Below are 23,000 nucleotides of genomic sequence, written 5' to 3' on the forward strand. Positions count from 1 at the left end.
TCCATTCAATCCGAGATCTTTGATCCTTTCTGAGCCTGAAAGAAGACTCTTCCCGTTTATCCCTAAAGCTCGTACCAGGTATCCAGATCAGGAAGAATTACACTGCAATCGAGATCTGTTGCCAGGGATTCCCGATCCTCTCCGTGACAGAGTACCACATTCTCTGGATCACAAGCCCTAACGAAGTCGACAAGGGCATCGTGGTCGCAATGGGCTGAGAAGTCGAATCTATGCACCTCGCACTTGACCTTGATTTCTACTCCTCGGTCATAGATTACCCCGCGGTCCAGTAGCATTCGGCCGTTGGACCCTTCCGCCTGGAATCCAGTGATCAGCAGTGCGCTCTTGGGGTCATCCTTGATTGATTGGAGATAGCCCAGAACTGGCCCTCCATCCAACATGCCGCCAGTGGTCACTATGACATCTCCTTTTAGCGCCATTCCTCTCTGAGAAGGAGAACGGACCTCCTTGAATCGTCTCTTTGCCCGCCTCAGATCCTTCTCATTCCTAAGATACTCTGGATGGTCCAGATAAAGCCTGTTGACGGTCTTACCCATCCCATCTACCCACATATCGTATTTCAGCTCCTTGAGGATCAGCATCATCTCCTGTGTCCTGCCGACGGCGAAACACGCAATCACAGCCTTGCCGCCACGTTCGACAACCTCCTTCACTTTCTCAAGGAACAGGTATTCGGTCTTGAGTCGATCCGGCTGGCTCCTACCTGCGTAGGTTGATTCCATTATGAGGTTATCGCATCGAACGGGATGCGCTCCCCAGACTAGACGGGTGTTGATGGTGTTCAGGTCACCGGTGAAAAGTGTGGTCTCATCGCCACGCATCTCGTACATGGTGGCACCTGGTACGTGTCCAGCGCTGTGGAGCTCGACCTCCAACCCCGCAACATCGATGGTCTCACCAAAATCCATGGGAATGAAGTTCCTCATGGTGGTCCGAATATCATGGGGGTCAAAGGGCTTGGGAAACCCCTCAAGATCTGCTACCTTCAAGCTGTCCTCGAGGAGAAGCCTTGTGATTGATATTGTGCAAGGCGTTGCCACAATCTCGGTATCGTACTTCCTGCACAGCCACGGTATCATCCCACTGTGATCGAGGTGCGAATGAGTGAGGAAACCAAAATCGACGGGGGGGGCAGGGATGGGATAAGTGGGCGGTTTGGCCACATTCATACCATATTCAAAGATCAGGCTGGCACCCCTGTTCTCTATCAGCAGACCCATCCTGCCCACTATGTCGGCTCCGCCAAGGAACTTGAATCTCATAATGAATACCTCTCTATTCCCCCATGACTTGAACGATCACGCGTCTTGTCCTTGATCTCACATCCAGCTCTATCAGGACCACTTGCTGCCATGTCCCAAGGTCAGCGACTCCATGCTGAAAGGGTATTGTCAACGATGGTGAGAGGAATGATGCTCGTATATGCGAGTGGCCGTTTCCATCACCCCATCGACGATGGTGATCGTACTCGATCTCCTTTGGTATCAAACGCTCGAGTGCATCTCTCAGGTCTGATTCCAAACCGGGTTCGAACTCTATGGTCACAATTGCCGCGGTTGAGCCGGGAACGAAGGCGCAGGCCAGACCATCAGAGATATCAGATTCGGAAATTGCATCTCTGACCCCATCGGAGATGTCAACTATGTCTCCCTCTCCTTGGGTTCTTACCTCTAGCACCTTCCTGTATGTGCTCATGATATTTCCGCTACCCTGAAGTGCATATAAACCTTTTGTGGTTTCGAATCGGAAGCCCATCGGTGGTATTCGCACTCTTTTTTGATTTTTAGTCCTTTTTCCTTCTTCGCTTATTACCGTCTTTCGAAAATAGTTAATATTTCGGAATAAAATTATCATTTGTGTCTGAGTTTGGAAAGGGGGGCAATTTCTCCCTTAGAAATGAAAGTAGGCGCATTCAAAAAGTATGGCTCAATTCTTCATTTAGGGTCCCCCTTATTAAGAAGGGAATAGAGAAGGCAGGGAGCATTAACAAACTCGGACGTGTTCTGGGTTATCGCAGCAGAGTCCACCCTGGTTGGAGCATAAGGCAGATACTCTTAGGCAAGCAAGCATTTCCTTTAGAACGCCTCAAGAAGCTGTCAGAATTCCTCGATTATCCCATTGATGATATCATGCGGCACCTGTCGGAACCGAGGCATATCACCCCAGAAAGCACTCGCCGGGCACTTCAAGAATGTGGCCTTCATTATTATCTTCCCAGGTGATCGTCGGACACATAATGTGCATACGTCTGCCAAGAAAGTCGCCTTTCAATTAATCTAAAATCGAAGCAAGATTTTCCCGCCAGCAACCTGAATCAGAAAAGTTATTTATAGTATCAAAAAGATAAACAGAATGTCGGACGTTATGTCCGACCGAAGGGATGGGAGTGTTATTCAGACGCAAGCGTCAAGAACAGGATGAGGCCACCTATTCACTCATCCACAGAGGAGTCTACCGAGTGCCCGACTTCTACGAAGACGACGAGGGCAAGAGGTTCAAGGGTGCGAAGGTGGCCTATAGTTTCTGGAGCGCCGTTAGATACACTTTCTTCCTTTCATTGCTGCTCTGGTGGTTGCCCATCTTCGGGCAAATGATCGCCGGATATGTTGGAGGAAGAAGAGCGGGCACGCCCTGGAAGGGAGTGGCTGCAGCACTGATTCCAGTCACGGTATTCTTCGTCGTCATGATGGCAATGGATATGGGTTATCTACCCACTGAGTTCTTCGGGATCAGTCTTTCACCTGCTGCCCTGCTTGGGTCAATCGCCGCCGAAATTCCTCTAATAGAGCCGTTCCTGAACTTCAGCGTCATGTACCTCGATTCGTTCCTGGATGCGATCCAGGCAACTACTTCTCTTCGTTTGGACAGCTATATCATCACTATCGCTTTCGCATACATTGGTGGGATTCTTTCCGAGCAGACCAGGAGGGAGATGGATTATGTTTCTAAGACCGGTGGTCCAAAGACCACTGTCGTAGTTGAAGGCACACACACCTCCCCCCAGGAAGTCGCCTCTTCCATACCCTCCTGGTCAGCTCATTTGCTTCAGCCTAGGAGGAGAACCACCGCCCCCATGAGTTTCGAGGAAATGACCCCCCTCGGTGCCAGGGCCTATGCGGATTATCTACCAGAGCAGACTATCCAGCCTACCCGACGTGCAATCCACCGGGAGGAAGGGGTAGGCGACATCGACCCCCAGGAACTGAAGCTACTTCAAGCTAGGAATCAAAGCATGATCAAGAACCAGAAGAAAGTGGAGAGGAAGGTACACGGTAAGAACAAAAGCGTACCCTTCGTCAAGAAGGGGAGCAGGAAACGCCTGGTCAAAACTGGGCAATCAGAGATACCGAAAGCTCCTGAGGAGCAGCTTCAGCGCAATGGAGACTGGGAGTTCATCTGAGCTCTTTTTCCTCCCACAAGTCCACAGTCACCTCTCCACACCACATCACTTTTTATGATGGCCAGATGATGAATTGTAGAAAGTTTAACTCAGAAGAGTTTTTATAGAATCATAGATTAACCCGAAATTGGCGATAATGATATGTTCTGTCCAGAATGTGGTTCGTTGATGTTCCCGAGAGAGGGGTTTTTCAAGTGCAGCCGATGTGATTGTGAGAAGGAGACCAATGGGACTTCACAAACATTCAAGACCAAGACCCGGGAAAGAGAAATCGCCGTAATCGATTCCAATGCCCCTACACTCCCTAAGACGCGTGTGGAATGTCCCAAATGTGGCCACTATGAGGCGTTTTGGGTACTGAGGCAGACACGAGCAGCGGACGAGCCAGAGACCCGGATATACCGATGCACCGAGTGCGGCCATTCCTGGCGTGAATACTAATTCCAGCAATCGAACCTGAGCAAGGTTTAATTAGAGATATTTCATTTAGGAGCAGGGGTTATTTAATGTTCCACGCCAAGGTCAGGTCTGAGACTCTCAAAGGTATCGTCGACATCGTTTCGACTCTGGTTGACGAGGCCAAGTTCAACATCAACTCTGAAGGATTCTCTCTAAAGGCTGTTGATCCAGCTCATGTTGCCATGGTTGATCTTGAGGTCGAGAAGGGCGCATTCGAGGAGTTCGTGGCGGATGATACCGAGTTGGGTATTGACCTGGACAAGATCAAAGAGGTCCTAAGACTGGCAAAGTCTGGGGATATCATAGATATGGAACAGGATGAGGAGCGAAATCGCCTGATTATGAACGTGGGCAACGTCAGCAGGAGGATGAACCTAGTCGATACTACTGGAATGTCCGACCCAAAGGTACCCAACCTCGATCTTCCCACAAAGTTGTCAGTTAGTGCTGAGGAGCTTCAGAAGGGTATCAGGGCAGCGGAGAGCGTTTCTGACCATATCGCTATGAATGCTAACGCAGAGGGTTTCGAATTATACTCTGAAGGAGATACGGACACCGTCAGTCTGAAACTTGACAAGGACTCATTGGTCTCTCTGCAAAGCGAGGAGAGCGTGCGGAGCTTGTTCCCACTGGATTACTTCTCCAATATGATAAGGGCGATCTCTGCGGGTACAGTCGTCCAAATAAGCCTAGGTAATGACTACCCTGTGAAGATGGAGTTCAATGTTGCTGGCGACAAGGGCCGTGTTAGCTACCTCCTTGCTCCAAGGATTGAGAGCGAATAGAGAATTCCGAAGAATGTAATGCGCCATGTCCATCGGCCAATATTGCGGTCCTAAATTCCCACAATTACAAAAGCTTTTAATGCATTCGCCCATTACTGCTCGAACTCCACATCCGCAGAACGAGGTGGCCCGTAGTGGTTGAATACACTGACTATGAGATTCTAGAGCTGGAGAAGAAGGCCAAGGTCATCAGGAAACATGTGCTGAAGATGACTCATGCTGCAGGCTCCGGACATCCTGGTGGTTCGCTTTCATACGCGGACATAATAACCGCGCTATACTTCAAGATCATGAATCACCGTCCAGAGGAACCTTATTGGGATGGCCGAGACCGCCTAGTTCTCTCCAAGGGTCATGCCGCCCCCACATATTACGCGGCTTTGGCTGAGAGCGGATACTTCCCAGTCGGGGAACTCCTGACACTGAGGAAACTAGGCAGCAGGCTTCAGGGCCACCCTTCAAGATCCAAGACCCCTGGGGTCGAGATGTCCACGGGTTCCCTCGGCCAAGGCCTGAGCGTGGCGAACGGAATGGCGCTAGCTGCGAAGTTGGATGGAAAACCGCACCATATATACTGCCTCTGCGGCGATGGGGAAATGGAGAGCGGCCAGATATGGGAGGCAGCGATGCTTGGGTCCCATTACAGACTGGATAATGTCACTGCATTCATAGACAAGAACGGTCTCCAGATCGATGGGGCTACAGAGAAGGTGATGTGTTCCGAGCCACTTTATGATAAGTGGAAGGCTTTTGGCTGGAATGTCATAGAAATAGATGGCCACTCCATGAGAGAGATCCTAACTTCTTGTGAGAGAGCGAAACAGGTGAAGGGGAAACCCACAATGATCATAGCCACCACGGTCAAGGGCAAGGGTGTTTCCTTCATGGAGGGATGCCTGAGATTCCATGGCACTCCTCCAAGCGACGAGGAGCTAGAAATCGCTCTGAACGAACTGGAGGAATCTTAGTGAGATTTGAGTACGCGGCACAGAGAAAGGAGTACGCCCGGGCTCTTATCGACCTTGGTAGGGAGAGGGAGGATATCGTTGTTCTTGACGCAGATCTTTCCACTTCTACCCAGACCTCTAAGTTCGGCGAGGTCTTTCCTGAAAGGTTCTTCAACTGCGGGATAGCAGAACAGAACATGATGGGGACTGCGGCAGGACTTTCAGCGAGCGGTAAGACCGTGTTTGCATCCACTTTCGCGGTATTCGCTACGGGCAGATGCTGGGATCAGATAAGGCAGTCCATTGCGTATCCCAAGTTCAATGTGAAGATTGTAGCCTCGCACGCCGGTGTGACAGTAGGTGGTGATGGAGCCTCTCATCAGATTGCCGAGGACATCGCCCTGATGCGCACGCTTCCAAACATGACCGTTGTGGTCCCGGCAGATGCAAACGAGACCTATAAGGCCGTTAGAGCGGTTGCCGATTGGCCTGGTCCTTGTTACGTCCGCCTGGGAAGGGTCGACTTTCCGGTGATCACCTCTAAGGAGGAACCTTTTGAGATTGGTAAGGCAACGATCATGAGGGAAGGAGAAGATGTGAGCCTGGTTGCCACTGGACAGATGGTAGCGGTGTGCTTGGAAGCTGCTGAGATCCTTCAATCAGAGGAGATCTCAGCTGAGATCGTCAATATGTCAACTATAAAGCCCCTCGACGAACGAGTACTGGCCAGATCGGCGAGATTGACAGGGGCCATCGTTACAGTGGAAGAGCACAACTACCTGACGGGATTGGGAAGTGCTGTAGCTTGCTACCTTGTCGAGAATGAAAATGTGCCCATGAGGCGGGTAGGCTTTCCCGACCTATTTGGCGAGTCGGGGGAAAGCGATGAACTCATGCAAAAGTATGGCTTGACCAAGGAAAAGGTCGTTGCCGCCGCCAAAGAAGTTATCCGGAGGAGATGACGGATGAAGATATTCATCGACACCGCCAACATCGACCAGATTAGAGAGGTCAACAGCTGGGGTATACTGGATGGTGTGACCACAAACCCCACCCTTGTCTCAAGGGAGAACAAGGACTTCAAGACCCTTGTGAAGGAGATATGCGAGATTGTGGATGGACCCATCAGTGCGGAGGCTATGAGCCTGGATGCTGATGGGATAATCAAAGAAGGTAGGGAACTTTCTAAAATACATCCGAATATCAACATCAAGGTTCCCATGACAGAAGCGGGCATCAAAGCGACAAAAGTATTGTCCAGCGAGGGGATCGATGTCAACGTGACACTGATATTCTCACCCGCTCAGGCACTGCTGGCATGCAAGGCAGGTGCTCGCTTTGTCTCACCTTTCGTAGGGAGATTGGATGACATAGGGCATTACGGCATGGACGTGGTGGAGGAGACGCTTGATATGCTCTGGAACTACGACTTCGAAACGGAGATCATAGTGGCGAGCGTGAGACATCCGACACACGTTCTGGAGGCGGCAAGGATGGGGGCCCATATAGCGACCATTCCCTACGCCGTACTGAAGAAGATGTTCAAACATCCACTCACAGATATCGGTATCGAAAGGTTTCTCAAGGACTGGGAGAAGGTTGAGAAACGCTGATCCTGCTCAAGCATCTGAAAAGATCGTTGATTCATAGCTCAGCCATTTGCCATGGAGAAGTGGGTTGGTGGAATCTTCATCTCGAACCTGACGCCCGACCCTTCCTGTCCTGACTCCCGAATTTCAATATCGTTTATTTTAAGGATTTCCCTGGAAAGGAAAAGACCCTGTCCGGTATTCTCTCCGAAACCATACTCGAATATTCGTTCCTTGTTCCTTGCCGGAATTCCCCTGCCGTCATCCTCGTAGATCAAAAATAGATTTCCATCATCTTCGGTCATATGAATCCTGATCTCACTCACCGTACCACCGTGTTCCAGGCTGTTGTGAAGGAGATTATAGAAGACTTTCTCCATCAGTGGATCGACGAACATATCTAAACCATCTAGGTCCACATTCATTCTCACGCGGCCCATATCCAGCTTTGAAACAGCCAAGTAGACGATATCCGAGGCCCTGGTCCACGCTGGCATCTCTGTTCCCATGTTCTCGTAATCTCTCTGGAATTCCAGAAGTCTGTTGACCCTTTCGACGGCATCTTTTAGCTTTCTCAAGTAGCCAGTGATTCTCTCATCTTCGATCAGTCCCTCTATGATGCCCTCATATCCAACAATTATCATGAGCTGGTTAAGAATGTCATGCCGCGTGGCGCTACCAAGTAGATTCAGTTTCCTATTGGCCATCTCAAGGGCCTTCTTGGTCGCGTTTCTCTCGCTGCTGTCTTTTATGGAATCGGGTAGATCCTTTCTTTGACAGGTCTTCATGGCGATTATTACTATGTTACCGAAATTGATGGCCATCTCTGCATCTTCATCGGTGAAACCTCCTGGCTTATCAAGTAAAGTCATGACACCTTTTCGCTCACCTTCAAACACGAGAGGGATGAAGAGAAGGTTCTCGAACGGAAGATTCTCAAGGGATGAATGATCAAGAGTAGATGAGTCTGAGAGGTCGTTGCAGTAACTGGCAATGCCGTGTCGATACTCCTTCCCAATTAGCCCTTGGATAACCATTAGGATCTTATCCACATCCAATATGGCGAATTTCTCAAGATCCTGATAGACAGTTTCGTGGTCGTGTCCATCTCTATCAAATAGGGCGATGTATCCACCACCCACACCAATGAATGACTTGCAGGAATCAAAGATCTTTGCGACAAACACATCAAACTCCTGAGGCTCCAGTAGTGAGCGGATAAGAAGGGAAAGGACATCTGTTCCATCATCCCTCATCGGCAATTCAACATTGTCTTCATTCACGACATCACCCCTGCAAATCTCATGCCAGAGATTGCATATCCCACACCATCTAAGGGAAAGACGTGGCCATCATAGTTGTTCTTGGATTCCTTATGAACATTCAATGAGAATAGTTATATTTGTATCGTTCTGGATTTCGTCGCTGGTTCCATCTGGAAAAGGAATGAAACTGAAATTGGAAAGGTGTATCAAACGCCTGGTAAACCCGCAAAGAACGTTGGACAAGTATCTTCCAGATCGACATTCTGCGATTGTGAGATTTAAAGTTTGCAGTCTCGCTGATTCCTCAGAAGTTAGTGCGAAATATTGATAGCGTCCGTTGGGCAATGTTAGGTCCGTGCCTGCTTCCATGGATGATTTCGCTGATCTTTGCGAGATGGTGGCCTCCACAAGCTCTAGGAAGCGGAAGGTCGAGTTCATTGCCGGGTTCCTAGATACACTGGATAGCAACGAGATTAAACCGGCCATACTATTACTGCTGGGTAGGCCCTTCCCTGAGATGGACTCAAGGAAGCTTGATGTGGGGTATGTCACCATCGAGAAGGTGCAGAGTGGAGCACGACAGAGCACGCTTTTCGACGAGAAGGTAATGTTGGTCGATGTCATCCCAATGCTATACCAAATCGCCGATAGCACTGGACCTGGATCAAGGAAGGTAAAGGAGAACTTACTCAGAAACCTTTTCGGAAGGCTCTCTCCACTTGCAGGGAAGTACCTGAAGCGGAGCCTATACAGGGAAATGAGGATAGGGGCCAGTGAGGGCGTGATACTGGAAGGGATAGCTAGAGCATCTGGGAAAGATCTGGAAGAGGTGAAGAGAGCTAACATGATCCTGGGCGACATCGGTAGACTGGCAGAGATGGCTCTGGCTAGAGAGGAATTTGAAATCTCGGCAAGAATGTTCGTCCCAATACGTCCGATGCTCGCGGAGACCGCTGAATCGGTGGATGTAGCCCTCCGAATCATGGGAAAAGCTGCCTTCGAGTACAAACTGGATGGTGTGAGGGTCCAGGTTCACAAGGATGGAGACGAGGTCAGGGTTTTCAGCCGAAGGCTAACAGAGGTGACTGAGAGTCTTGTCGAGATCCTGGAAATGGCTAAGGCTTTTCCTGAGAGGAGATACATTGTTGAGGGAGAGGTGGTGGCATATAGAGAACGCCCCCTTCCATTCCAGGATCTAATGAGAAGGTTCAGAAGGATAAATGAAGTTGAGGAGATGAGCAAGATCGTTCCCATCAGGCTATTCCTTTTCGACATCCTGCTCAGAGGCCAGAGAGACCTCATGTCAATCCCATATCAAAAAAGGTATGAAGAATTGGCATCGATTTTCCCTGCAGACCTCCTCGCCCCGCGGATTGTGACATCTAGCTATGAGAAGGCCAATGAATTCTACGAGAAAGCATTAGAGGATGGACACGAGGGGGTGATCGCAAAGGAACTTGATAGTCAATACACCATGGGAAAGAGGGGAAGGAAGTGGTTGAAGATAAAACGGAGTCACACTCTTGATCTGGTGATAGTTGCAGCAGAGTGGGGTCATGGAAGAAGGCGGGGTTGGTTGAGCGATTATTACCTCGCAGCCGTTGAAGGTAGTGGGTTTTCAGTGGTTGGGAAGACCTTCAAGGGCCTTACTGACACCGAATTCGAATGGATGACAAGAAGGCTTCTAGAACTGAAGATCGAAGAGGAGGACTATGTGGTCACGGTCCAACCACGGATAGTCGTGGAAGTGGCTTTTGATGAAGTACAGGCCAGTTCAAAATATCCATCGAAGATGTCTTTGAGATTTGCCAGGATAAAGGCCATTAGGGAAGATAAGCCCCCCGAGGATGCGGATACCTTTAGTGAGGTTGAGAGGATATACAACTTGCAGTTCGATAGAAAGGAGCGATTCGAAACGGATGCAGAGCTTTGATTGCCGATGACCTCAATAAAAAAGAAATATCTGACAGCAATTCGATGATGATGCCCCGCGATTTGATTGTGGTAGGCGGAGGACCTATTGGAAGCAGGGTGGCGGAGGGAACCGCCAAAGAGTGTGATACTGTTATCCTGGAGGAGCATTCTTTTCCAGGAAAGCCAGTCCAGTGTGCTGGTTTGGTCACTCCAAGGGTGGTGGGGGCCGCGGATGCTGAACGGGCTGTGTTGAACGAGCTTCGTGGGGCATTGATACATTTTCCTGGTGGAGAAGATCTGGAAATCATGGCAGAGGAAACTAAGGCCGTGGTGATCGACAGGGCGGAATTTGATGTCATCTGCCATGAGAGGGCCCTGAAGAATGGGGCTGAATTTCTTTCTAATCACAGGTTCAGGCAACTCCAATCCTCAGCCAATGGAATGGCCTTGAAAGTGGATTCCCCTAACGGCGAGAAGATTTTCCACACTCGGCTGGTGGTAGGTGCTGATGGGTGGAAGTCCAATGTCGGAAAAAAGGCTGGACTGAAAGGGCCACGCGAGATGATCAAAGGAATACAGGTGGACTTGGACCACCAGGTCGAGGATCAGGATAGGGTGGAGGTCTTTCTAGGGAGCGGTTGGGCTCCTGGATTCTTCGCCTGGAGCATACCCTGCGGTGATTTCACTAGGGTGGGTCTTTGCGTGTCTTCCGGAAATTCAGCCCCGAGCAGCTTCCTTGATAAATTGCTCGGGAGAATGAAATTGGACGATGCCACGAGACTAAGGACGATGGGAGGAGCTATTCCTCTGGGAACCGTTCCAAGAAGTTACACTGATCGGGTCATGTTGGTAGGTGATGCGGCAGCCCAGGCAAAACCTTTGAGCGGTGGAGGGCTGTATACAGGAATGGTGGCAGCGGACTATGCTGCCTCCACGGCAATAGAATCACTAGACGAAGATGATCTATCTAAGAAGAGCCTGTCAAGGTACGAGATAGGATGGAAGGGAGCTCTTGGCAGGGAACTAGAACGGGGGTATAGACTGAGAAAGGTCTTCCTTCGGATGAACGACAAAAAGCTGGACGAGGTTGGGAAGATTCTCAAGAAGCCAGAAGTTGAGGAACTTCTTTCCAGCGGGGACATAGACCAACCCAGTCTTCTTGCGCCAAAGGTGCTGAGGCTGGTCCCCTCTCTGGTTAGGTTCTCTCCACAGATCCTGGGCTCGTTCCTATCGAGATGAGGCGTTGGAAGTTGGGAAAAATGGATTGTGGTGAAGATGGCGGTTCGCGGCTGGCCAAAGTACCCCGCTCCCGCGCCGAAGAAGTCCGAAAGGGACTGAAGAGAGTGGGGTCCGTAAGGAAGGACAGGAAGATCGTGGAGGATGGTGATTACGTCCTTATTCCTCTTAACCAAGGGTTCGACACCATGAAGATGGAGGAGATGGGCATTGAGGTCGTCGAGGGAGATACGGATTCAAGGTGCTGTTACCGCTCACCTATGGAGAGGATCATCGACAAAATCGAGTTGGAGGACTGGGCGCTCCCGTTCTTACCGAGGAAATGGGAGAGAGTTGGAGACATCCTCATAATGAGATTTCCCAAGGAGATCGCACAATTGAAGATACAGGTGGCCAAGACCTACGCGGAAGTACTGGAAGCTAAGACGGTTTGTGAGGATTTGAGAGGCATCTCAGGGGTTTACCGATTACCATCTGTGGAAGTAATTCTGGGAACGGATACTGAAACGATTCATTATGAAAACGGGGTACATTTCATGATGGATGTCAAAAGAGTCATGTTCTCCTCAGGCAATGTTGATGAACGCCTGAGAATGGGAAATATCGACTGCTCGGGAGAAACTGTGGTGGACATGTTCGCGGGCATCGGTTACTTCACGCTTCCCTTGGCGGTGCATGGCAATCCACACAATGTCATTGCTTGCGAGATCAATCGGGATGCTCAGCACTACCTGGAAAAGAATTTGGAACTCAACGGAGTAGAATCTGTAGTAGAGATATTCGGGGGGGATAATCGGGATCTTCCTTTGAGTCAAGTCGCTGACCGGGTGATCATGGGATATGTTGGCACAGGTGAATTCTTGGAGAAGGGCATCGATCTGGTAAAGCCGGGCGGGATAGTGCATTATCACGACACCGCCCCTGTGGATCAGGTTGGTTTGCTAGAGGCTTTCGTCCTCAAGGCTGCTAAGGAAAGGGGTGCTGAGATAATCTCATTAAGAGAAGTGAAATCGTACGCACCCGCGGTTTCTCACTTCGTTGTGGATTTCAAGGTTCTACGATAGGCTCAGTCTCTCACTACTTCCTCCACCGCACCACTGGCATCCACCAGGACCTTGAGGGCGTCGTGGTACTCTTCTCCCTCAGATTCAATAAGGCGGGAGGCGAATTGAGCAAGGTAGCCGCCAAAATCCTTCTCCTCGCTGGTGAACTGCCAGCCTTTGGAGTCAGCTGCTTCAAGCGCAGAGATGAAAGCGTATATGACAGCTCTCATCCTGTGACCCCGGGAACGCACCTTCTCGATGGCTCTTAGAGTGGCTTCCTTTCCCTCAATCTTGAATGTCCTGGCTATGGAATTGGCCAGTTCCCCAACCTCGCCCAGTGATGCGTACGATGGCAGTGATAATTCAATCTCCCGATTCATATGAACACGATGTGCTTCTTTCAAAAGAGCGGAAGGTGAATCATCCTTGACTGATTTCCTGGCAACATAAATATCCTCATCATCAGCGACGTATGAAAGCAATTTCTTGGAGTGTTCTGACCAAAGATAGGCGATTATTCTGCCAGCTAGATCGGACTCAGAGATGATTGGAACATCCTTCTCTTTCAGCAGATTGGAGAGAGCCTCTTTCTCAACCTCGCTTCCGCGTATTCTCTCCAAGAATGTCTCCTTATCAGTCCCGAAACACTGGTCACCCACGATATAAAGGGTCCTGCCGGAGTTTCTAATGGCTGCGAGCTTCTCCTCCAAGTACCTTTCCACAAGGGTCAAGTCGTCGATATCGCCAGAGAGATATTGGCTAGCCAGTGATGACGAGATCTTGTAATCCTGGCCAACCGCGCAGTCATCCTCCCCGCCAAGGTAATCAAAATCATGCTCAACATTTATGTTGAAATCATCTGTTGGATCGCGGGCAGCAATTCTCCTCGCTAGATTCTGGACCAGATTTTCCTCCTTCAGACATTCCGAGCATACTGTTATGGTGACTTTGGCAGAAACCCATTCAAGAATCAGCTTAGTCCTTGTATCTTCATGACCGCAGCTCCCACTCTTGTCTAGCCGGTAAGGTGCATCCGCCATCATTTCCTCTACATATGCGGGTGGGACCTTGGGATCAGACGAGCAGAGCAAACGCTCTTCGGTGGAGTAGAGATGTATGTCCCTCTTTCTGGCGATATCCCAATATGCCAGGAGTCTTAGGTCAGGGTCATCGAAATGTTGAACGCCAATCAGCTTCTCCTTGTCCACCTTCCCCCTGACTGCGTAGGATATATCCCCGGATGGCACCTTGGCGGTCGCCAAGAATGGTATCTTACCCGCTGCTGCCAATGATATTGTGGCAGCATATGCCCTCACAAGTTGATCTCCACGCATGGCAAGTGCCTGCAGCCTTTCAGCATTGTCCGAATATGTCTGGATCTTCTCCATCTTCTTCAGAATCTTATCAAAATCACATTTCCTGCATTTGTCAATACAGGTAGGCATCAGAATGGAAGGGTTCTTTGCCAACTCCCTAGATCTCTCCAGGAGTTCTTTTTCCAGTTTCTTTGGAGTCGCCTTTGCTCCCCTGAATCTCCTAGGTCTCGCCATCATAGTGCGCAAGGGAGAAGGGTTGCTTAATCCTTTTCATTGCATCCTTTAATCCTAATCCACGAAATTGGTCCCAAGAGGGATATCTCTTTGTCGCGTGTGAAATGATTACGAAGTAAATTTATGCAAAGAGGTGTTTGAGAGGGTGAGTGATGAGTTGAGGGAAAGGAAAGAGCGTGCCAGAGGATACCTGGAAGGCTACGAAGATGGTCTAAAAGAAGCTTGGGATGACTTCATGGGACTGACCACAAAGGGGTACCAATCAAGAGAGATCCGTATTCTAGCCAAGAGTAAGATCTTGAACATCCAGAAAAGGGTGGACACGAAAAGGAAAGAGGTAGAATCTGAGTTGGGCGAGAGCCTTGAGGAGGCCCCCTCGGTCCTCGAGAAGAAATCAGATCCAGTTGCGAAGATATCAGCGGGTGGCACATATATTATCGAGGAACTGAACCCCGATAGATCATTTACGACTCTGAGATCACTCATTGAAAGTGGGTATAAAGGGCTCTGTGTCAGCAGGATCGAGCCGAAAAAGGTCGCGAGTAGGTACGGAGTGGAAGCCCAGCTGATATGGTTGACCAAGACTGAAGTCCCAGAATCCGCGAAGAAGGGAATGGCCGAAATAGACTTCATGACTCTTTCGCCAACAGGTCTGGATATGCTCACTACAATCATCATGAATTTCCTAAAAGAAGAAGGTGACAAGGTAATCTTGCTGGGAGGAATGGATTACTTGATGACCTACAACGAATTTTCCAAGATTCTCCGACTCCTGCAGAACATGAAGGACCGTGTCACCTATGCAGGGGCGATAATGTTGATCCCTTACGATCCAAGCCTGCTTGACGAAAAGGACCTGAGAAGACTGAGAAGCGAGATCGAGGAGCAGCTGTAAAATCAGAAAATAGTATACACTGAAGAAAGATGCACTCAAGGGCTTCCAGTGCTGAGTAAATCGAGATCTATGTACTTCTTACTCAATACTAGGGCGTCTTGTTTTGCATATAAATCTCAATTGAAGATACGTTAGCGGTTGTACCTCCTTCTCCGGACAATTGCTCGGTCTGGATCTTGATGTCCATGACCTCGGCATTGTGTATGAACCTGTTCCTTACTATCTCAGCTACATCAACGGCTCGACTGATGGCTCTTCCTCTGGCCTTGATTATGACGTCCGTTGATCCACTGTTGAATTGGGTTACGACTGCTAGAACATAGTTCATGGTTGGTTTCTTGCCAATGTACACTGTGTTTTCCTCTGCCATCATTGACCCCCCTGTTGGTGTTGCTAATTTATACCATTTGGAGCGTATTTATTTGTTTCGAAGTGCTGCAAACCTTTACTTGCCTAACGATTGGGATCCTGATCGATGCATTTTGGATTCGGTTGATTCTTCTCAATCTCTTGATTAAGTTCATCTCTTGAACTGGCGAGGATCGATGAAGTTTCTCCCCTTTTTCAGATACTTTCCGACCTCTTCCTCCACATCCCTCTTCAATATCAAACCAGAGTAATGCATCAGGGTATCATCTAGATCTGGCTCACGATCCATGGAAGCAAGACATGGATAGTGGTGATGAAGAAGCCCCGCCTTTTCTACGGCCTCATCGATCCTCGCCCCTGCGATATTCTTGGCCACGAAGGCCGTGCATCCACATGGTGCCCCTCTTCTTACCCTCATTTCGCTTACTGTTCTTCCATCATCAGTAGTGATCTCAAACTCTGGTTTCCCGAAGACCTCCGCGAACCTATCTATTGCCTCGGAGCCTATCGGCTCGAGGGAGCAGAACGGCCTGGGAAATGATGTCTCCACACCCCAACGAAGCATAGTCCTCTTAATCTGGGTGATCTGACCCGGTGGCATCCACTCGGTGCGGTCCACTGGTGCAATGAGCGCAATAGCTCCGCTTTCCTTCACTATATCTGGCACCAGCTGGGGTGTGTTATTTCCCTCAGAAAGAAAAAGGACGAGATCGGCCTTGGGGATCTCACCGGGTATGAGCGGTTCAGGATCATCGACGACCTCTGGGATCTCATCCGTCAACTCGATCCACTCTACAGTCCATGTTGGTGGCGAGACCTTCTTCAACCAATCAAGGATTCTTCTCCCATACTCCCCTTGAATGACGACCAGCAAGATCATGGCCTCGCCAAGATCCCTTGGAAGTACGGAGTATTCTATCCTCTCAGGATTTACCCTTTCCAGAGGATTTCGATCGATGGATGGTCTGGATTCAAACTCCAATGCGGCTTCCTCCAGCATTTCGGCAATGCCCTGAGATACCTCACTATCGGGATGAATCATCACCGTCTCATAGCCCATTTCAGATAATAGTTGAGTAGAATCTCTTGGATCGTGGACCCTGATGCGCTCCCCTCTTAGATCAAGGAAAATGCAATTGTATCTTCTCTCTTCTTTTGGAGATCCAGTGAAGGATACGGTAATGGGAGTGTACTGAAGTTTTCCATCAAGCCTTACGGCAAGTACATGGAGTGCACCGATTATCGCCTCTCCCTTCAGCGACCTGGAGAATTTAACGAGCAGGATTCCACCTCGATGTAATGACGTCTTCTCGCCTTGGAAATCCCATGCTTCCTACTATTGAAGGAGTAGTGCCAAGTCATCTCATGGGAAGATGCCCCTCAGCTCAATAACCTTCACTACCTCCGTCATCGCCACAATGTAAGCGGCCCACCTCATGTCCACTCCCTCAAGCTGACTGGTGGAGAATACCTTGGAGAAGGACTGAACGATGATGCCCTTCAACCTCTCCTTGATCTCTTCCAAGGACCATGAAAAATGTTGTAGCCCCTGGACCCATTCGAAATAGCTGACCGTCACACCCCCAGCATTGGCAAGTATATCTGGAATCACCATGATGCCCTTCTCCGATAATATTCGGTCAGCCGCAGGAGAGGTGGGCCCATTTGCTCCTTCCGCCACGATGATCGCCTTGATGTTATCGGCATTCTTGTCGGTGATGCTGTTCTCAAGAGCGGCGGGAACCAAGATGTCGCACTCCATTTCCAACAACTCCTCGTTGGAGACGCAGACCGCCTTGGGATATTCCATCACTGTACCTGTTCGGCGCTTGTGTTCGTAGACCTTTCTTGGATCCAGACCGTGTTTGTTCATTATCCCACCGGTAGAATCACTTACTGCGATCACATCACACCCCGCCTCCTCATTTAAAAGACGAGCTGCATGCCATCCTACATTCCCATAGCCTTGTATTGCCACCTTGGCTCCCTTTAGCTTGAGACCCTTCACTCTGGCGGCTTCCTCCACGGCATCCATGAGACCCCTAGAGGTGGCCTCCTCCCTTCCCAAAGACCCGCCAATCTCAATGGGCTTCCCAGTAACTACCTCTGGTATGGAATATCCATGCTTCATGCTGTAAGTGTCCATTATCCAAGCCATGATCTGGGGATCAGTATACATGTCTGGCGCAGGAATGTCCACCTTCGGTCCTATCATGTGAGATATTTCCTCCGTGAATCTCCTAGTTACCCGCTCGAGTTCATTCTTACTATATTGCTTGACATCGATTTTGACTCCGCCTTTTGCGCCACCATAGGGGAGGTTGACCACAGCACATTTCCATGTCATGAGCATTGAAAGAGCCCTGATCTCATTGATCCCGACATGAGGATGGTACCTTATCCCCCCCTTGGTTGGTCCTCTTGCCAGGTTGTGCTGAACACGGTAACCGGTGAGTACCTCAATCCTTCCGCTATCCATCTTCACAGGGAAATTGACAGTGAGCTCCTTCGCTGGCTTCTTAAGAATTTCGATGATTCCCTTGTCAATGCCAAGATGGGCTCCTACCTTTTCCACTTGGGCCTTTACAACCTCATATGGATTATCATATGGCATTAAATACCTCCATTAGTCCCCTTTTCAGGTCGCAAGTATTTATTGAACCATTTGGTATATATTCTCTGCAGAAAAAGTGCAGGAATAATAGATATCAGTCACGGTAGTTGAAGGTGTGTTCATGATCAACGGCAAGGTTATCGATATTCTTGAGGAGATAGCCGATCTTCTAGATGCCAGAAAGGACAATGTCTTCAAGATCAGGTCCTATCGACTTGCTGCGAAGAACATCGCGACGCTCGATCGTGATCTAAGGGACTACTACCAAGAGGGGAGACTCCAGGATATCCCTGGAGTGGGAAAGGCTATCGCAGAGAAGATCACTGAGATAATCCAGACAGGAGATCTCGCATACCTGAGGAGACTGCGGGAGGAGATCCGAGGAACCCAGGAAAACCTGATAAGGCTTCCCTGCAGCGATGAATAAGAATCGGAGAATCTCGATCGGTTTGATTTGTGGAATAGAAGAGGGGATCCAGTATGGGAGTGGAGAATGTAGCTGATGACATAAGAAGCATGAAGATCAGGGGAGCAGGAAGGATTGCCAGACAGGCGGCAGAGGCATTAATGAACCTGGTGGATGGATACGAAGGGGATGGTCTAGATGATCTCAAGAATGAATTGGAGAAGGGGCGGGAGACACTTCTTAGCTCCAGGCCTACTGCAGTATCACTCTGGAACGGAGTACAGGCTGTCCTGAAGGGCTATCGCAAAGCATCAACCTTGGACGATCTCAAGGATCTGGTCAAGGAGAATGGTGAGCTGTTCATCGAGAGGTCAAATCGAGCGACCGAGGTGATCGGGGAGATGGGGGCAAGGAGATTGAATGATGGTGACAGGATACTGACGCACTGCAACAGCTCTGTCGCCTTAAGTGTCATTAAGACCGCCTTTAGAGAGGGAAAGAACATCGAGGTCTTCGCAACTGAGTCCAGACCCTGGAGACAGGGACTGATAACCGTAAGAGAACTATCCGAAGAAGGAGTTCCGGTAACCCTGATAGTTGACTCTGCCGTCAGGTGGATAATGAAGGATATTGATATAGTTCTGGTGGGAGCGGACACCATATCTTCCAACGGAGCGGTCATAAACAAGATAGGGACTTCCCAGATCGCCCTTGTCGCCCACGAAGCAAGAGTACCGTTCGTTGTGTGTGCGGAGACCTACAAATTCTCTCCCATGACTCTGACCGGGAAACCTGTCGAGATTGAGGAGAGGGGATCCGAGGAGGTGGCGAGGCCAGGCGAACTGCCGGATACGGTCAAGGTGCTCAATCCAGTATTCGATGCCACCCCTCCCGAGTACATTGACTATATCATCACGGAAATCGGGCTCATACCTCCCAGCGCCTCATACGAGGTCATAGTTAGAATGCTTGGTCACGAGTTCCTGTTTGAGAACGAGGATTGGTAAAAGGAGGGTTAGAATGGAATATTCAGATAAATATCTCCATCTGGGAGAGAAGGTGGATGTTGACGATAACGTCATCTGTGTGTACCGAATCAGCAGCGAACTGCCTATGGAAACGGCAGCTGCGGCTATTGCCACTGAGCAGTCCACGGGAACCTGGACAGGACTGACCACACTCAGCGAAGATATATTCGATAGATTGAGCGGCAAGGTTATCGACATCCAGAAAGACAAGGCCACGATCGCATTTCCCTCTGAGGATTTCAGTCTGGAGGTGGGGGGAATTCCCCAAATCCTCAGCGTGATCGCCGGAAACCTCTTTGGTCTGGATTCTCTAAAGGGCGTGAGGCTTGAAGACGTTGAGTTTCCTATGAGCATGATCAGGGAATTCAGAGGTCCAAGATTCGGGATTGAGGGGATGCGCTCCCTGCTGGACAGACCTGAGAAGCCTCTTGTGGGGACCATCGTGAAGCCCAAGATAGGGCTATCGCCGTCGAAGACCGCGGACTACGTATACGAGGCAGGAATGGGCGGTTTGACGAACGGGAAGGATGATGAGACCTTGGTCGACCAGGACTTCTGTCCCATGGAGGAGAGGGTGGTTTCCATCGCCGAGGCCATTGATCGTGTTCGAGAAGAGACCGGGCATAAGATGATGCACGCGATCAACGTGTCCACGAGAGGAGACCGTATCGTTGAGGTTGCCGAGTGGGCACAGGATCTGGGAGCTACAGAGCTCATGGTGGATGTGCTCACCTGCGGCTTCGCCGCCGTGCAAGCCCTCTCCGAGGATGCCTCAATCAGGCTGCCCATACATGTCCATCGGACAATGCACGGGGCGATAACTCGAAACCCGGAGCACGGCGTATCGATGAGGGTCTTCACCAGGCTGGTAAGGATGTGCGGGGGCGATGCGCTTCACATTGGAACATTTGGCGTGGGTAAGATGAAGGGGGATCCAGAGGAGGACCTCCACAATAAAAGAGCTTGTGTTGAGGAGATGGGTACCCTGAAACCGGTCATGCCAGTTTGTTCCGGTGGGCTTCATCCAGGGATGGTACCCTCTCTGGTCAAGATAGGAGGGAGAGATATTCAGATCCAAGCTGGAGGGGGTGTGGCTGGCCACCCACTTGGTGTGAGAGGTGGAGCAAGGGCCATGGCCCAGGCAGTGGACGCGGCGGTCATGGAGGAAGACCTAGAGGACTACGCCAAGGACCACGAGGAATTGAGGATGGCCATTGACAGGTGGGGTCTAGAGTGAAACTGAAGGCGAAATATATTGACATGGACGCCGGTGAGTACACGGCAGTAATGCATGATGAGGACTGCATGGAGATCGGGGTGAGGGAGCAAGACAGGGTCAAGGTGAAGCACGAGAGAAAGGAGATCACTGCCATTCTCCAGACCACAGACACAATGTTGGCACAGGGTGAGATCGGACTGCTTGGGAAAGCGTTTAAAAGTATGGGAATAGAACCATCGGAAGAAGTGGAGGTCATATATACTCCAAAGCCAGAATCGGTGAGCTTCATCAAGAAGAAAATGAGGGGGGAGGAGCTCTCATCGGAGGAAATACACATCCTAGTGCAGGACATCACCAATAGAAATCTGTCCCCGGTGGAGATGTCCGCCTATGTCACCGCCCTCTACATCAACGGAATGAACATCAGTGAGACCGCGAACCTCACCGAGGCCATGGTGGACAGCGGCGAAACCATCGAATTCGATCATCCGGTTTTCGACTTCCACAGTGTTGGTGGATGCCCAGGGAACAAGGTAACCCTCCTGATAGTGCCCATAGTGGCAGCAGCGGGACTTATGATCCCGAAGACCTCCTCGAGGGCGATCAGTAGCGCTGCAGGTACGGCAGACGTTGTTGAGGTTTTCGCCAAGGTCTCGTTCGACTCGAGCCAGCTCAAGAACATTGCCGAGAAAGTGGGGGGAACACTGGCTTGGGGGGGCTCCATGAACCTTGCCCCGGCTGACGACCTCATCATCAAAGTCGAATATCCCCTTGGAATCGATCCGCACGCCCAGCTCCTGGCCTCGGTCATGTCCAAGAAGAAGGCTGTTGGTTCGCAGTTTCTGGTGGTGGATATACCCATGGGCGATGGCACCAAGGTCAAGGACATGGACGCAGCCAGGTCGTATTCAAGGGACTTCATTGACCTGGGCGAAAGGCTCGGGATAAAGGTGGAGTGCGCGATCACGTACGGAGGCCAGCCGGTCGGAAGGGCTGTTGGACCCGCGCTGGAGGCGAGGGAGGCCATCTCCGTGCTCGAGGGGGCTGACCACCCACGATCGGTGATCGAGAAGGCCTGCGGACTGGCAGGGATGCTCCTGGAGATGGGTGGAATACCCAGAGGGGAAGAGAGAGCCCATGAGATCCTGGAGTCTGGAGAAGCCTTGAAGAAATTCAGAGAGATCGTGGAAGCTCAGGGTGGTTCTCCCGACATTGGCTCTGAGGATATCGTGGTCGGCACCCATACCCATGATATCTTTGCATCGAGCTGTGGGTACATCAACAGCATAGACAACCAGGTCATCGTGAAGATTGCAAGAGCGGCTGGAGCACCTAAGGACAAGGGCGCTGGCCTTGTTCTCACGAAGAAGAAGGGGGACAGTGTCGAGAAGGGTGAAGTTCTCCTGACCATCTACGCAGAGAACGAGGCGAAGCTCCATAGAGCAATTGGAAAATCTCGTGAAAAGGATCCGGTGGTCATCGAGGGGATGCTACTAAAGAAGATTCCCTCCTTCGAGAGGATCTAGAGCTGCGAATCAATCGCTTCACGCAGGGTAATGACGCCCTTGGCCACGGTTCTCGCAAGCTCCGAAGATATCGTGATCCGTCCACCGCTTTCGATGCGACTCAATCGCTGAATCTCACGTATCTCGCCATCTGTAGGGCAAACAGTTGGGCGCTCCATCACCTGATGACCCGAGGTCTGAGCGATTATCATGGCTGCCTCGACATCGGGCAATCCCACCTTGGTGGTAGTGGATGTTTCGTCCACTATCTCGATCTTGTCAACGATATCCCATATAGCGCAAATGGTACGATTCCGATTGGTGGGATCGCCATGCCCGATTCGTACCATAAGTTTGGAAAATCCGATGTAGGAGATTATGTCAGAGATCTCATCCGATACCTTCTCTGGAGATTGAATCATCTTCTTGAGAACGAGTCTACCATCGGCGATTACTGCCATCCCAGGTCGGGGCCCTGGATCGATTCCCACAATAGCCAGATCGAACTTCTCCCCTCCTTTGAGGATACTCAATGCAAGATTAACAGCATGCTGAGGATCCTTGGAAGCAACTACCTTGGGGAAATTCACCAGATTCTTCTCCCTCTTGGAGGTGATGATCACCCCGACCGAGATAGGTACTGCATCATCGAATCCGAGTGAGATGAACGACTCACTGATCCTTTTCAAGATCTGGACGATCTCATAGAAGAAGTTGAAATCCTCAGTCATGACCCCAATTATCTTCATTCGGAT

At 50.2% G+C, this 23,000-nt stretch carries 22 protein-coding genes; 14 read left to right on the forward strand and 8 right to left on the reverse strand.

The window, feature by feature from the left end; translation table 11 throughout:
- Positions 1-62: 62 nt before the first annotated feature.
- Both GKC03_00595 and GKC03_00600 read right to left on the reverse strand, forming a co-directional pair.
- Positions 63-1,286 carry an MBL fold metallo-hydrolase gene (locus GKC03_00595; GenBank protein ID NYT11032.1) on the reverse strand — a complete coding sequence of 408 codons (1,224 nt, stop codon included), beginning with the start codon at positions 1,284-1,286 and terminating at the stop codon, positions 63-65.
- Between the two features lie 10 nt (positions 1,287-1,296).
- Positions 1,297-1,716 (reverse strand): YjbQ family protein, encoded by a 420-nt coding sequence (locus GKC03_00600; protein ID NYT11033.1) that lies wholly within the window; start codon positions 1,714-1,716, stop codon positions 1,297-1,299.
- 685 nt (positions 1,717-2,401) lie between these two features.
- Here GKC03_00600 and GKC03_00605 point away from each other — a divergent pair.
- The 6 genes from GKC03_00605 (at position 2,402) to fsa (ending at position 7,225) form a co-directional block, all read left to right on the forward strand.
- Complete coding sequence (locus tag GKC03_00605) at positions 2,402-3,421, forward strand: hypothetical protein (GenBank protein NYT11034.1); 1,020 nt, start codon at positions 2,402-2,404, stop codon at positions 3,419-3,421.
- Positions 3,422-3,562: 141 nt separating this feature from the next.
- The gene (locus tag GKC03_00610) at positions 3,563-3,862 is read left to right on the forward strand and encodes a transcription factor S (GenBank protein NYT11035.1); all 300 of its coding nucleotides are present in this window, start codon (positions 3,563-3,565) and stop codon (positions 3,860-3,862) included.
- Positions 3,863-3,927: 65 nt separating this feature from the next.
- Positions 3,928-4,665, forward strand: a complete 738-nt coding sequence (pcn, locus tag GKC03_00615; GenBank protein NYT11036.1) for a proliferating cell nuclear antigen (pcna) — start codon at positions 3,928-3,930, stop codon at positions 4,663-4,665.
- 134 nt (positions 4,666-4,799) lie between these two features.
- Positions 4,800-5,633 carry a transketolase gene (locus tag GKC03_00620; protein ID NYT11037.1) on the forward strand — a complete coding sequence of 278 codons (834 nt, stop codon included), beginning with the start codon at positions 4,800-4,802 and terminating at the stop codon, positions 5,631-5,633.
- Complete coding sequence (locus tag GKC03_00625; GenBank protein ID NYT11038.1) at positions 5,558-6,574, forward strand: transketolase family protein; 1,017 nt, start codon at positions 5,558-5,560, stop codon at positions 6,572-6,574. Before GKC03_00620 ends, GKC03_00625 begins: the two co-directional genes overlap by 76 nt.
- A 3-nt stretch (positions 6,575-6,577) precedes the next feature.
- On the forward strand, positions 6,578-7,225 hold the full coding sequence (gene fsa, locus GKC03_00630; protein ID NYT11039.1) for a fructose-6-phosphate aldolase: 648 nt from the start codon (positions 6,578-6,580) through the stop codon (positions 7,223-7,225).
- Positions 7,226-7,263: 38 nt separating this feature from the next.
- Here the strand turns inward: fsa and GKC03_00635 are convergent, their stop codons facing one another.
- Positions 7,264-8,484: a GAF domain-containing protein gene (locus GKC03_00635; protein ID NYT11040.1), complete on the reverse strand. Its 1,221-nt coding sequence runs from the start codon at positions 8,482-8,484 to the stop codon at positions 7,264-7,266.
- 337 nt (positions 8,485-8,821) lie between these two features.
- Here GKC03_00635 and GKC03_00640 point away from each other — a divergent pair, with 337 nt between their 5' ends.
- Genes GKC03_00640 through GKC03_00650 form a run of 3 tightly spaced genes read left to right on the forward strand, consistent with a single transcriptional unit; the run spans position 8,822 to position 12,680 of the window.
- Positions 8,822-10,399 carry an ATP-dependent DNA ligase gene (locus GKC03_00640; protein NYT11041.1) on the forward strand — a complete coding sequence of 526 codons (1,578 nt, stop codon included), beginning with the start codon at positions 8,822-8,824 and terminating at the stop codon, positions 10,397-10,399.
- Between the two features lie 50 nt (positions 10,400-10,449).
- Positions 10,450-11,619, forward strand: coding sequence for an NAD(P)/FAD-dependent oxidoreductase (locus GKC03_00645; GenBank protein NYT11042.1), 1,170 nt, complete (start codon positions 10,450-10,452; stop codon positions 11,617-11,619).
- A 20-nt stretch (positions 11,620-11,639) separates the two neighbouring features.
- Entirely contained in the window at positions 11,640-12,680 is a 1,041-nt protein-coding gene (locus GKC03_00650; protein NYT11043.1) for a class I SAM-dependent methyltransferase family protein, read from the forward strand.
- A 2-nt stretch (positions 12,681-12,682) separates the two neighbouring features.
- Here GKC03_00650 and GKC03_00655 read toward each other — a convergent pair whose 3' ends face one another.
- On the reverse strand, positions 12,683-14,209 hold the full coding sequence (locus GKC03_00655; GenBank protein ID NYT11044.1) for a hypothetical protein: 1,527 nt from the start codon (positions 14,207-14,209) through the stop codon (positions 12,683-12,685).
- 145 nt (positions 14,210-14,354) lie between these two features.
- Here GKC03_00655 and GKC03_00660 point away from each other — a divergent pair, with 145 nt between their 5' ends.
- A complete protein-coding gene (locus tag GKC03_00660; protein ID NYT11045.1) occupies positions 14,355-15,104 on the forward strand; it encodes a DUF835 domain-containing protein in 750 nt (249 codons plus the stop codon).
- Between the two features lie 88 nt (positions 15,105-15,192).
- Here GKC03_00660 and albA read toward each other — a convergent pair whose 3' ends face one another.
- The 3 genes from albA to GKC03_00675 all read right to left on the reverse strand — a co-directional run bounded on the left by albA (position 15,193) and on the right by GKC03_00675 (position 18,087).
- Complete coding sequence (gene albA, locus GKC03_00665) at positions 15,193-15,474, reverse strand: DNA-binding protein Alba (GenBank protein NYT11046.1); 282 nt, start codon at positions 15,472-15,474, stop codon at positions 15,193-15,195.
- Between the two features lie 150 nt (positions 15,475-15,624).
- On the reverse strand, positions 15,625-16,533 hold the full coding sequence (locus tag GKC03_00670) for a hypothetical protein (GenBank protein NYT11047.1): 909 nt from the start codon (positions 16,531-16,533) through the stop codon (positions 15,625-15,627).
- Between the two features lie 303 nt (positions 16,534-16,836).
- Entirely contained in the window at positions 16,837-18,087 is a 1,251-nt protein-coding gene (locus GKC03_00675; protein ID NYT11048.1) for a Glu/Leu/Phe/Val dehydrogenase, read from the reverse strand.
- 121 nt (positions 18,088-18,208) lie between these two features.
- On the opposite strand from GKC03_00675, the gene GKC03_00680 reads away from it, so the two are divergent.
- The 4 genes from GKC03_00680 to GKC03_00695 are packed head-to-tail and all read left to right on the forward strand — an operon-like array spanning position 18,209 to position 22,266.
- A complete protein-coding gene (locus GKC03_00680) occupies positions 18,209-18,514 on the forward strand; it encodes a hypothetical protein (protein ID NYT11049.1) in 306 nt (101 codons plus the stop codon).
- Between the two features lie 53 nt (positions 18,515-18,567).
- A complete protein-coding gene (locus GKC03_00685) occupies positions 18,568-19,500 on the forward strand; it encodes a ribose 1,5-bisphosphate isomerase (protein NYT11050.1) in 933 nt (310 codons plus the stop codon).
- 13 nt (positions 19,501-19,513) lie between these two features.
- A complete protein-coding gene (locus GKC03_00690; protein NYT11051.1) occupies positions 19,514-20,758 on the forward strand; it encodes a ribulose 1,5-bisphosphate carboxylase large subunit in 1,245 nt (414 codons plus the stop codon).
- Complete coding sequence (locus tag GKC03_00695; GenBank protein ID NYT11052.1) at positions 20,755-22,266, forward strand: AMP phosphorylase; 1,512 nt, start codon at positions 20,755-20,757, stop codon at positions 22,264-22,266. The genes GKC03_00690 and GKC03_00695 overlap by 4 nt, the downstream gene beginning before the upstream one ends.
- On the opposite strand, the gene GKC03_00700 is transcribed toward GKC03_00695, so the two are convergent.
- Entirely contained in the window at positions 22,263-22,994 is a 732-nt protein-coding gene (locus tag GKC03_00700) for a hypothetical protein (GenBank protein NYT11053.1), read from the reverse strand. The genes GKC03_00695 and GKC03_00700 overlap by 4 nt on opposite strands.
- Between the last annotated feature and the right edge of the window lie 6 nt (positions 22,995-23,000).

This window comes from Methanomassiliicoccales archaeon, from assembly GCA_013415695.1.
In the GTDB taxonomy this organism is placed as follows: Archaea; Thermoplasmatota; Thermoplasmata; order Methanomassiliicoccales; family JAAEEP01; genus JAAEEP01.

Excerpts from the sequence above, each read along its gene's own strand:
- GKC03_00675 (NYT11048.1), bottom strand. The coding sequence starts at position 18,087 with ATGCCATATGATAATCCATATGAGGTTGTAAAGGCCCAAGTGGAAAAG.
- GKC03_00670 (NYT11047.1), bottom strand. The coding sequence starts at position 16,533 with ATGGGCTATGAGACGGTGATGATTCATCCCGATAGTGAGGTATCTCAG.
- GKC03_00655 (NYT11044.1), bottom strand. The coding sequence starts at position 14,209 with ATGGCGAGACCTAGGAGATTCAGGGGAGCAAAGGCGACTCCAAAGAAA.
- GKC03_00600 (NYT11033.1), bottom strand. The coding sequence starts at position 1,716 with ATGAGCACATACAGGAAGGTGCTAGAGGTAAGAACCCAAGGAGAGGGA.
- GKC03_00625 (NYT11038.1), top strand. The coding sequence starts at position 5,558 with ATGCCTGAGATTCCATGGCACTCCTCCAAGCGACGAGGAGCTAGAAAT.
- GKC03_00650 (NYT11043.1), top strand. The coding sequence starts at position 11,640 with ATGGATTGTGGTGAAGATGGCGGTTCGCGGCTGGCCAAAGTACCCCGC.
- pcn (NYT11036.1), top strand. The coding sequence starts at position 3,928 with ATGTTCCACGCCAAGGTCAGGTCTGAGACTCTCAAAGGTATCGTCGAC.
- GKC03_00680 (NYT11049.1), top strand. The coding sequence starts at position 18,209 with ATGATCAACGGCAAGGTTATCGATATTCTTGAGGAGATAGCCGATCTT.
- GKC03_00685 (NYT11050.1), top strand. The coding sequence starts at position 18,568 with ATGGGAGTGGAGAATGTAGCTGATGACATAAGAAGCATGAAGATCAGG.
- albA (NYT11046.1), bottom strand. The coding sequence starts at position 15,474 with ATGGCAGAGGAAAACACAGTGTACATTGGCAAGAAACCAACCATGAAC.
- GKC03_00690 (NYT11051.1), top strand. The coding sequence starts at position 19,514 with ATGGAATATTCAGATAAATATCTCCATCTGGGAGAGAAGGTGGATGTT.
- GKC03_00605 (NYT11034.1), top strand. The coding sequence starts at position 2,402 with ATGGGAGTGTTATTCAGACGCAAGCGTCAAGAACAGGATGAGGCCACC.
- fsa (NYT11039.1), top strand. The coding sequence starts at position 6,578 with ATGAAGATATTCATCGACACCGCCAACATCGACCAGATTAGAGAGGTC.
- GKC03_00610 (NYT11035.1), top strand. The coding sequence starts at position 3,563 with ATGTTCTGTCCAGAATGTGGTTCGTTGATGTTCCCGAGAGAGGGGTTT.
- GKC03_00645 (NYT11042.1), top strand. The coding sequence starts at position 10,450 with ATGCCCCGCGATTTGATTGTGGTAGGCGGAGGACCTATTGGAAGCAGG.
- GKC03_00700 (NYT11053.1), bottom strand. The coding sequence starts at position 22,994 with ATGAAGATAATTGGGGTCATGACTGAGGATTTCAACTTCTTCTATGAG.